Annotated in this window: 11 protein-coding genes; 5 read left to right on the forward strand and 6 right to left on the reverse strand. The window is 65.6% G+C overall.

Annotated elements, in window-relative coordinates:
• Positions 1 to 80: 80 nt before the first annotated feature.
• On the reverse strand, positions 81 to 473 hold the full coding sequence (locus ACR9ZJ_RS17435; RefSeq protein WP_481288472.1) for a cupin domain-containing protein: 393 nt from the start codon (positions 471 to 473) through the stop codon (positions 81 to 83).
• A 206-nt stretch (positions 474 to 679) separates the two neighbouring features.
• Between ACR9ZJ_RS17435 and creD the strand changes: the two genes are divergently transcribed.
• The 5 genes from creD to ACR9ZJ_RS17460 all read left to right on the forward strand — a co-directional run bounded on the left by creD (position 680) and on the right by ACR9ZJ_RS17460 (position 6302).
• A complete protein-coding gene (gene creD / locus ACR9ZJ_RS17440; RefSeq protein ID WP_481288473.1) occupies positions 680 to 2017 on the forward strand; it encodes a cell envelope integrity protein CreD in 1338 nt (445 codons plus the stop codon).
• Entirely contained in the window at positions 2014 to 2703 is a 690-nt protein-coding gene (gene tsaB, locus ACR9ZJ_RS17445) for a tRNA (adenosine(37)-N6)-threonylcarbamoyltransferase complex dimerization subunit type 1 TsaB (protein WP_481288474.1), read from the forward strand. The genes creD and tsaB overlap by 4 nt, the downstream gene beginning before the upstream one ends.
• A gap of 93 nt (positions 2704 to 2796) precedes the next feature.
• Positions 2797 to 4092 carry an NHL repeat-containing protein gene (locus ACR9ZJ_RS17450; RefSeq protein ID WP_481288475.1) on the forward strand — a complete coding sequence of 432 codons (1296 nt, stop codon included), beginning with the start codon at positions 2797 to 2799 and terminating at the stop codon, positions 4090 to 4092.
• 91 nt (positions 4093 to 4183) lie between these two features.
• Positions 4184 to 4819 carry a DUF1120 domain-containing protein gene (locus tag ACR9ZJ_RS17455; RefSeq protein ID WP_481288476.1) on the forward strand — a complete coding sequence of 212 codons (636 nt, stop codon included), beginning with the start codon at positions 4184 to 4186 and terminating at the stop codon, positions 4817 to 4819.
• 190 nt (positions 4820 to 5009) lie between these two features.
• A complete protein-coding gene (locus ACR9ZJ_RS17460; protein WP_481288477.1) occupies positions 5010 to 6302 on the forward strand; it encodes a hypothetical protein in 1293 nt (430 codons plus the stop codon).
• An 18-nt stretch (positions 6303 to 6320) separates the two neighbouring features.
• On the opposite strand, the gene ACR9ZJ_RS17465 is transcribed toward ACR9ZJ_RS17460, so the two are convergent.
• The 5 genes from ACR9ZJ_RS17465 to ACR9ZJ_RS17485 form a co-directional block, all read right to left on the reverse strand.
• Entirely contained in the window at positions 6321 to 7490 is a 1170-nt protein-coding gene (locus ACR9ZJ_RS17465) for a DegT/DnrJ/EryC1/StrS family aminotransferase (RefSeq protein ID WP_481288478.1), read from the reverse strand.
• Positions 7491 to 7515: 25 nt separating this feature from the next.
• A complete protein-coding gene (locus ACR9ZJ_RS17470; protein WP_481281241.1) occupies positions 7516 to 7914 on the reverse strand; it encodes a DMT family transporter in 399 nt (132 codons plus the stop codon).
• Positions 7911 to 8270 (reverse strand): EamA family transporter, encoded by a 360-nt coding sequence (locus ACR9ZJ_RS17475; protein WP_481281240.1) that lies wholly within the window; start codon positions 8268 to 8270, stop codon positions 7911 to 7913. The genes ACR9ZJ_RS17470 and ACR9ZJ_RS17475 overlap by 4 nt, the downstream gene beginning before the upstream one ends.
• 2 nt (positions 8271 to 8272) lie before the next feature.
• A complete protein-coding gene (locus ACR9ZJ_RS17480; protein WP_481288479.1) occupies positions 8273 to 9109 on the reverse strand; it encodes an alpha/beta hydrolase in 837 nt (278 codons plus the stop codon).
• Between the two features lie 38 nt (positions 9110 to 9147).
• Positions 9148 to 10387 (reverse strand): sensor histidine kinase (locus tag ACR9ZJ_RS17485; RefSeq protein ID WP_481288480.1); only part of this gene is annotated, 1240 nt, incomplete at its 5' end.

Below are 10387 nucleotides of genomic sequence, written 5' to 3' on the forward strand. Positions count from 1 at the left end.
AGATGTGTATAAGAGACAGGTCCGGCACTCGGTTTGGCTTGACTCGGCTCGGTGGGAGCGGACCCTGTCCGCGATGCTCTTCAAGCCCCCGAAGCGGCCGCCCGATCTCCACCGGCATCCGTATAGAACACCACGACGGTCGCTCCCCGCGGCCCGGCCGTTCCACCCCGCATGACATCGCCGCTGCGACCGATCGAGTCACCCGGCCGTATCACGCGTGGCATTCCTTCCGGTGTCGCCAGGTGCAGTTCCCCTTCGAGCAGGTAACCCGCGTCCGGTACGGTGTTCCGGTGCCAGGGAAGGGAGGCGCCGGGCTCGATCGAGATGCGCAGCATGCGCATTTCCGGTTGTCCGTCCGCCCATGTCTGCGTGGCGGCTGGCGGGGTTTCGTTTCGGGAGGGATCGGTCGTGGCGACGATGGCGGCTCCTACGAGGATGGCCAGGGGCATCGCTAGCTGGACGGGAAGCATCATGCGGTCCTTGCGTGGGTGATCGATCGATCCTGCACGCGGGAGAGGTCGCTTGTCTTGAGAACACTCTCATTCGCATGACTTATTCAGGCACAGGCAGGCAATGCTCCGCATTTCGCCCTCGTTCGCCCCGTGCAGGACAGAAACCGACCTTTCCCCGCGCCCTTCGCCGTTCAATGATCGTCCCACCGCCGACGACGGAGAAGCCCATGTTTCGCTGGATGCAATCGATCACCGCCAAGGTGCTGGGCATCGCCATGCTCGCGCTGGTCATGCTCATGCCGCTGTCCCAGGCCGACGGTCTCGTGCGTGAACGGCAGGCCATGCGCGATGCGGCTTTCACGCGTGTCGCCGAGGGTTGGGGTGGACCGCAGACCATCGGCGGCCTCGTCCTGGCCGTGCCCACGCGATACGAGACGCAGGGTAGCGATGGCAAGGTGGTGAGCGTGCGTGACGGCACGGAAATCGTGCTGGCCGACGAACAAAGCACCGTGGCGGACCTCGCCGTGGACCGGCGGCGCGTGGGTATGTACGAGGTGCCGGTCTACACGGGCGAGGTGACCATCCACGGCCGCATCCTGCCCGAGGACCTTCGCCGCTTCACCACCGATACGGGAGCGGCGTGGTACCCGGCCAAGGCCGAGCTGCGCCTGCTGATCGCCGACACTCGCGGCTTGCAGGGCATCACGGCGCTGACGGTCGACGGACACACCGCGCGCTTGTCGTCTTCCACCGCGCGAATGGGGCCTTATACCGTGCTTTCCGCACCGGTGCCGGTCGACCCCGCTCGCGACACGCCACTGGATTTCGCCCTGACCCTGCGCATCGCCGGTACCGAGTCGTTCTCGGCACTGCCCCTGGCGCGTACGAACACGTTGCGCATCCGTTCGCCGTGGCCCGATCCCAGCTTCACCGGCGCCTTGCTGCCCGGCCAGCGTAGCGTCGGCGCGCGAGGGTTCGACGCGACGTGGCGGGTACTCGATCTCAACCGGGCCTATGGCCAGCATTGGGACGCCTCCGATGCGAACGTGGCGGCCCGTCTCGAACCATCCGCCTCCGGCGTGAAGCTCTACCAGCCTGGCGGCGTGTACCAGCAGAACGATCGTGCCGGCAAATACGGCCTCCTCTTCATCGCGCTCACCTTCGTCGCCTTCTTCCTCTTCGAGATATTGAAGGGGCTGCGCCTGCATCCGGTGCAATACCTGCTCGTGGGCGCGGCCATGACCAGCTTCTACGTGCTTCTGCTGGCGTTGTCCGAGCAGATCGGCTTCGGCCCCGCCTATCTGGTGGCGGCCGCCGCCGTGGTGCTGATCGTGGGTGGCTATGCGATGGCGGCCCTGCGTGCCCGCGCGGCGGGCCCGGCCCTTGGCGGCGTGCTCGCCCTCGTTTACGCGATACTGTATGGCCTGATCGGCGCGGAGCAGTACGCGTTGCTGATCGGCTCGATCGTGCTCGTCGCGGTGATCGCCCTGCTGATGTACCTGACCCGCCGGATCGATTGGTACGCACAGGGTGTACCGTTTACTTCCTCGCTGGATACGCCATGAACTTCCTCGCCATCGAAACCTCCACGGAAGCCTGCTCGGTCGCCCTCGTCCATGGCGACGAAGTGATCGAACGCAGCGAAATCGCCCCGCGCCGCCACGCCGAGCTTGTGCTGCCGATGGCCGACGACCTGCTCGCCGAGGCGGGCCTGAAACGCGGGGCGCTCCATGGCATCGCCGTGGGCCGCGGCCCCGGTGCGTTCACCGGCGTGCGCCTTGGCGTGTCGTTGGCACAGGGCATGGCGATGGCGCTCGATGTTCCCGTCGTCACCGTGTCGTCGTTGCAGGCGCTGGCGCTGGAAGCGCCCGAGGACGATGCGGCGATCCTTTCGATCATCGATGCGCGCATGGGCGAGATCTACGTCGCCGCATGGCGGCGCGAGGACGATGGCGGCATCGTCCTGATCGACCGCGAGCGCGTCGACACGGCCTCCGCGCTGGTGTTGCCCGACGTGGCGGCATGGCACGTCGTTGGCACGGGCTGGGCCACCTACGAGGCGATCCTGCGCGAGCGCATCCTGGCACCCATTCGCTCGGCCGATGGCGCGCGCTATCCACAGGCACGGCACGTCGCGCAAGTGGCGGCGCGGCGTTTCCGCGATGGCGAAGCCGTGGCGCCGGAGCTGGCTTTGCCGGTGTATCTGCGCGACAAGGTGGCGCTTACGCTGGTGGAACAAGGCCGGGCCTGAGCGCGCCTACGACGTTGGATGTATGGCGGGAATATCGTTCCGGACTTATCTTGCGTAGCCACGGATAGCGACACGACGACAAGGATATCGACCATGAACGGACGCGGGCTGCGCGAGCAAGGCGACATCGATACCTCGTTCGGCAACGAGGGCACGGCTGAGCTTCGGTTCGAGGATTATGTCATCGAGCCGGGTGCGAGCGAACCGCTTCGCGCATTGGCACGGACGGCGGACGACAAGATCATGCTGGCCATGGGCTGCCGCAGGCCCTTCGGCGGTTGGCAATATGGATTGGCGCGGCTCATGCCCGATGGAACCTTCGACCCTTCGTTCGGGGTGGAGGGTGTCGTGATCGAACCTCCCCTGCCCGAGGAAACCCTGCAAGGTGCCCAGCCTTTGCCGATGGCCGGTGGGGCGACGGTACTGGTACTCAGGTCCATGAACGGGGAGACATGGATGCTGACACGCAGGAATGTCGAAGGCGTGCTCGACGATACGTTCGGCATCGGCGGTTATGTGAATCTCGATGGCATCCGTCCGCCGGGCGAGCCCCTCGTCGTGAAGGGTTTCGTCATCGCGGGGTCGGACGACGGTTGCTTTTTCATCGGTACGACCAGCGCCGCCGAAGGCGGTTATGGTGGCATCGTGTTCTGTTTCGACGCGCAGGGCAAACTCGATCCCACATTCGCCGGCAAGGGCTATGCCCTGGTCGATGTGCCGTTGGGTGCATCGGGCAGGATCACCGATGCGTTGCTGCAAGATGACGGGAAAATCGTTCTGAGCACGGCAACGATTTCTGGAAACTCACGAATCGTGCGCCTGCTTCGGTCAGGCGTCCCCGACCCGGCGTTCGGGGACGCAGGACACGTCGTGATCGATGGAAACGACAGTGCCGATCGCATCGAAATCGAAAAACTCGCCTGGTCGAACGACGCCGGCCTGTGGGGAGCGGGAAGCATCATGACCCGCCGTCCGCGAGTCGGCGTGTTGGTTCGACTGGACGATAAGGGAGCGATCCCCCCGAGCTTCAACGGGGGCAGGCCGCTGGAAATCAACTACGGGAACACCGACGACGATGGCGGGCTGGCGCTTCCCTTGCATATCGCGGTTTCGGCCGAAGGTGGCGTCACCGTGGTCGGCAGTGCCGATTACGACTGGACAGATATAAAGCGGTTGGTTGTCGGACGTCACGTTTCGTCGGGCGAGCTCGACTCGTCGTTCGGCGATCGCGATGGATACTTCACCATCGACCCGGCCCTCGAAGGTTTCAACTTCATTTTCTTCGGCATCGATGTAACGAACGATCATCTGGTCTTCGAGGTGTTGAGCGGTAACGGTGTGGGCAGTCCCAATCCCGATCGCGTGCTCGTGCAGCGATACTTCGCCTGAGGAACCTCCGGTAAGATACGACGCGTCCGTTCGGACAGATGCTCAATGGATGTTTCACGGCCGTATCGGCCGTTTCAGGAGAATCAACTCAGTGCGTCGTATCCCCTTGTTTTCCAGCGCCAGCCTTGCCTTGCTGGTGCCCCTGGCTTCGATGGCCGCCGGCTCGGCCAGTTTGCAGGTAAAAGGCAACCTTTCCCCTTCCTCGTGCGGTGTTTCCCTCAGTGGAAGGGACACCGTGGATCTCGGTCCCATCCCGGTAGGCTCGTTCGTTCCGGGCAAGGACAACGTGCTTCCGGAAACGGCGGCTTTCCTGACGGTCGACTGCGCCGGGGTGCCGGCGAAGTTTCGCCTGAAGGCAACCGATTCCACCGGCGCCACGGCGTCGACGGCGGGGCCCGCCAACTATGGCCTCGGCATGACCGGCGGCCGACCGATCGGCTATTTCACGCTGAGTATCGCCGCCGATATCATGACCCAGAACGAATTTGTCCTGAAATCGACGGATGGCGGCGCGGGCAACGCGTGGACCGTGCCGGTGCATGGCAAGGTGCCGTTCGACCACGATGGCGAAGCCTTCGCTTTCGCGGCGAGCGAGATGGCCGTCGAACCGGCCGCCCTGACGGTGCTCGTGGTGCCGTTGAGTATCCAGCCGGTCCTGGCCAGGAATCCCGTGGTGAACGACGACGTGACACTCGCCGGTCAGGTGACGCTGGAACTTTCCTACTGACCGATGCGCGGCATCCTCGCGCGAAACCGGAACAGGTATCCGGGTACACATCACCCGGTGCTGAAAGTGTTCGAGAGAAGGCCCGGCGCTTACAACGTTCGATGTATTGCCGGGCCACCGGGCCGGACGTACCGTGGCTTCGCATGGTGGGTCTTCGCCATTCGTTCTTCACGCGTCAAGGAGAGACACGATGAGTGCAGGCAAGGATGCCGGGAAGGGCATGCTCTCGCCGGGCGATCGCGATCCGTCATTCGGTGATGACGGAATCGTGACCTTGGTGATCCCCGGTCACGATGAAGCCCACGCCCGATGCGTCGTCATGCTCGACGACTATCGCCTGGTCGTTGGCCTGAGTGCCGTGCCCGCGACGGGCAACTATCGCACCGAGTTCGTCCTGGTCTGCCTGAATGCAGTGGCAGGCAGCATGGACCAGGGCTTCGGCGAAGAGGGATTCGCATTCGGACGCTTCTCAAGCGCGCCATCCAACCTGCCGATGGGTTTCCATGTTCTTCCCGACCGTCGGATACTCGTGTACGGCGTCACGAGCTGGGTGGAAGATACGCTCCGGTTGCGCCGGATGGCCGCTCTCGCGTTGTATTCCGACACAGGCGCGCCGGACCGGGGGTGGGGCATCGACGGCACGCGTGCAATCGATTTACCGGGAGACTTCCTGCTGGATCGTGCCAGGCCGATCCTGGGACCGGACGGACGGCTGACGCTCATCGGCGCGGCGTATAGCGATAAGGGGGCCACGGAAGGCGTGATCGCCCAGCTCAACGCGAAGGGGTGGCTGGACGTCGACGCTGCCGGAACGCGCGTCGTGCCATTCAGTTTCCCGGGAGGCGTCGATACCACAGTCCATGGTGTCAACGATTTCACGGTGGACGATGCGGGCCGGTTCATCGTGGCGGGAAGTACCTCCGGCAGGGGCGTCGTTTCTCGCATCGACGACAAGGGCACGGTGGACAAGTCGTTCGGACAAGACGGTCTCGTGTTCATCGATCCACCGGACATCAACCTGGACAGGACGGGGATCGAGCGAATCGTCGGATTGAGCGACGGTCGCCTGCTTTGCGTGGGAATGGGTGAGATAGGCGAGGAGGATGATGATCTCGGGATGCTCGCGGTACTCACTGGCGAGGGTCTTCACGATCCCGGGTTCAACGACGGCGTCATGCTGTTTTTGCGCGACCTTCCACCATGCCGTCTCACCGATGCGGCCGTCGACGGCGAAGAGCGCTATGTCGTGGTCGGAGAAGCCCGTGCCACATCTGAAATCGTCGTGGCGCGTATTCTTCCCTCGGGCGAGCCGGACAGGTCGTTTGGCGACGGAAAAGGGTACATCGTCGACAACCTCGGTGGAGGCTTCGACCATCTGGGTGGCATGACGATCGCTCCCGACGGCAAGATCATCGTTTGTGGGTGGACCGTCGGTGATGGCTCGGGTGGCTCCAAGCCGCGAGTCGTTCGCTACCTGGCCTGATGCCAGGTGGCGGCGCACTCAGTGGGCGACGAGCACCGCCTCGATCACCGCGCACACATGTTCGAACGAGATGTCGTCGAGCCATGGGCTATTGGTGATCGTAAGCGTGCGTGCGGCGAAATCGCGAGCGTTGGCGACGTCGTCGCCGCCGGGCATCGAGGCGAGGTAACGGTAATCAGGCAGCGCATGCACGAACATGCGCGCCACGCCGTGCCGTGATGACCAGAGGCGTTTGAGCACGGCGTCGCGCGTGATTTCGTCAGGCAGCAGAAGCATCAGGTAGGGCCAGGTTCCGCCGCTGTCGGTGAAGGTGTGGACACCGGGGATGGCGGCGAGCCGCGGGACTCTGATGGCGGCTTGCCGGGTCGTGGCCGCGATGAAGGCAGGCAGTCGATGGAATGCGCGCGCGCCCACCGCCTGGCGCCACCGGCCGACGGAATGCAGCGGGAAATTCGCCTCGAAATGCTCGCCCGCCGCGCCAAGAAGATCACCACGGCGCAACGCTTTCCGCAGCGGGCGGCCATACGCCAGGTTGAGTCCCTGGGGTCGATAGAACATCGCGTAGGCCGCCAGTTCAAGCGACCGGCGCATTTCCCACCCAGGGTGCCAACGCGCGATGCGTTTCGCCACGCGACGAAAGCGCGCGCGGAGGCCTTCGTCGCGGCCGACGAGCAGGCCGCCTTCGAAGATCGACAGGCCCTTGCCGGCGGCGAGGCTATAGAAACCGATGTCGCCACGCGTGCCCGCGAAACCGCCGTTGCATCGCGCGCCGAGTGCCTGCGCGGCGTCTTCGATGGTCACGGCACCGGCGCGATGCGCGATGGCGTTGGCTGTATCCACGTCGGCGATGCGCCCGCCCAGGTGCGTGGGTATGACGGCGAGCGTCTGCGGGCCGCATGCGTATGCGAGGCGTTGCGGATCCATATCGAAGTGGTCGGCCTTGAGGTCGACGAGCCTCGGCACCAGGCCGGCGCGACGAATGGCGAGCGGTACGAGCGGGCACGTGAACGCGGGTATCGCCACTTCGTGGCGCGACGGCTCATGCTCGGCGAGCGCTGTCAGCGCCACCGTGAGCGCCGCCGTGCCCGAACATTCGAGCTGCACCTCTTCGACACCCAGCCATGCCGCGGCGAGCGCGGTCAGCGGTGCGGGGACAGGACCACCGAGGTCGCCGAGGAGGAGCGACATCCCGGCGGTCGGTGGCGCCTCGTGTTCAGGCAGGAACGGCATCGGCCGCCGCCTCGCCGCCATCTTCCGCGATCGCCAGGCATACGATCCCCGCGACGATCGCCAGCGCGCCAACGATTTGCGTCGCCGTCACCGGCTCGGAGAACATCCACCAGGAAAGGAGCATCACGCTGACCACTTCGAGATGCGAGGCCGCGAAGGCAGGCCCGATGGGCGCGTGCTTGAGCAGGCTCATCCAGGTCACGAAGGCACCGATGTATCCGATCACGGCACCGTAGATCCATGGATGCGAGAACACGCGGGCGACCCACGCCGCGCTCATTTCAACGGGCAGGGCATGCGTGCCGGCGATCTTGAAGCAGATCAGGTTCAGCGTATCGAAGGCGAGCAACATGGCGAAGCCGATCAGGTAGAACCGTTTCATGCGCCGGCTCCCACGATGGCGACGCCGGCGGCTACAAGCAGGATGCCGGTGACGCGTAGAGGGCTCAGGCGCTCGCGGAACAGGAAACGCCCGGCGATCATGATCGCGACGATGTTTATCGAGCCGAGCAGGACGCCCTCCGACAACGGAACCAGGGAGAGGAAGGCGATCCAGACCAGGAACTCGGCCACGTAGCAACCGATGCCCGCCCAGATCCACGGGCGCCCGAACATATAGCGCCAGCGCGCCAGGCCATCGCCGGCACGGTCGTCGCCGGCGGCCGCCTTGAAGGCCAGTTGGCCGCCGGTGTCGAGCAATACATTGGCCAGCCACAGGCCGAGGACGAGACCGTGCATGATCAGGCCGCCATGCGCACGGGCCGCGCGTCGCGTGCGATGCGGCCGAAGAAGTCGGCGGTGCGTTCGATCAGCGTGCGCCGTTCGCGGTCGATCGTGATCATGTGGTAGCTGTCCGCGAGCAGAAGCATTTCGATCGGCCCGCGGACGCGGCGCGCCACGAGGTCGGCGTTGGCGACGCTGGCGACGTCGTCGTCCGCCGCATGGGCGATGAAGCACGGAGCGAGCACCTCCGGGAGGCGTCGGCGCACGTCGCGCGAGAGCTTCACCATCTCGGCCAACGCATGCCACGGATTGCCGGGCAGGCCGGCTGCCTCGCTGTCGCCGGAGAACATCGCCGCGCTCACCTGGGCGCGCAGGCGCTCGTCGCGGATGCCGTAGGGCGGCTGCTCGATGAAGCTGCGCTGGCGACCGATGCCGAGACGCTTGAAGATCGGTAGCAGGAACGATAACCGTCCGGTCCAGCCGATCGACCAGCCGTCGTAACGGAAGGTCGCACCGTACACGCCGACGCCGTCGATCCAGCCGGGCCGCACGGCGGCGAGGCGCAGGGCGAGCAGGGCTCCCATCGACAGTCCCGCCACGAACACGCGGTCGACTCGTCCACGCAAATCGTCGGCGGCGGCCTCCACGCTGGCGTACCAGTCTTCCCAGGTGGTGGCGAGGAGGTCTTCCTCGTTGCCGCAATGACCGGCCAACCGGACGCCCACGACGGTGAAGCCGGCACGGTTCAGGCCCTTGCCGACCATGCGCATCTCGGTGGGCGTACCGGTCAGCCCGTGGATCAGCAATACGCCGTCACGTCCGCCTTCGAACTGGAATTCCGCGGAATGGTTCACCCGACGCCTCGCGTCCTGCCTACGATGGACGAATGGTCTCAGGAGGTGGTTTCAGCGGGCTTTCCGGAAGCGACCGCAGGAAAATGCAGTTCGACGCGCAACCCCCCCGATGCCGCGTGGAGGAAGGCCACGCGCGCGGCGTGCCGTTCGGCGATGCTCTCGACGATGGCCAGGCCCAGGCCGGTACCGTCCTCGTCCCCGCCCGGAACGCGGAAAAAACGTTCGCCCAACTGGTCGAGGAAGGCATCCTCGACACCCGGCCCATCGTCCTCGACGGCCAGGACCACTTCCCCGTCGTCGCGGCGCAAGGACACCGTGACGGCGTGGCCGTGTCCGGCGTAGTGGAAGGCATTGTCGACGAGGTTGTCGATCACCTCCTGCACCTGCAGCGCATCGGCACGGACGGGGCAGGCGCTGCCGTCGCTTTCATAGCCGAGGTCGACGCCGAGGGTGAGGGCCTGGTGTACGCGCATGGCCACGGCCTCGGGCACCACGCTGGCGAGGTCGATAATGGCCATGCCGTCGTGGTCGGGAAGGTCGGGCGACTGCGTGCGGGTGAGCGCGAGCAACTGTGCCGACGTGCGTGCCGCGCGTGCGGCGAGACGATGCACATGGCCGAGCGCATCCACGCGCTGTACCGGATCGTTCGTGGCTTCCAGCCGTTCGACGTGCAACTGGATGCCAGCCAGCGGCGTGCGTAACTGGTGCGCCGCGTCGGCGATGAAACGCTCTTGCAGGCCGAGCATGTTGCGCATGCGGGAGAACAGGTCGTCGATGGTGCGGGTGAGCGGCAGGATCTCCACCGGCACGTCTTCCTCGCCGATGGGACCCAGGTCGTGGCCGCGCTTGCCCAGCCGCGCCGTGAGCGGTTCCAGCACGCCCAGGCCATGGCGTACGCCGAACCAGACCAGGGACAGCACGGCGACGATCAACAGCGCCTGCATCGGCAGGGTGAGGAAAAGGATCTCGCGTGCGCGGGTATGGCGATCGCGCAGGTTCTCGGCGACGGTGATGGTGAGGACGTCACCCGGGTCCTGGTGGTTCGGTACGCGCATGATCGCCGCGCGCAGGGGGCGATGGCCGAGCGCCGTGTCGTACAGCTTCGGTGCCGCGTCGGTGGCCACCGCGGCGCCGGGCCCCTCCAGCTCCGCGTTGCCGATCATCCGGCCGTGGCGATCGCTGACCACGGCATAGTAGTTGCGCCCGTCCGGATCGTATTCGAGCAGGAAGCGCGCCTGCGCGGTCAGTTCGCCGCGCAGCTGTCTCTTATACACATCT

This window comes from Luteibacter sp. KNZ12-1A (assembly GCF_056755675.1).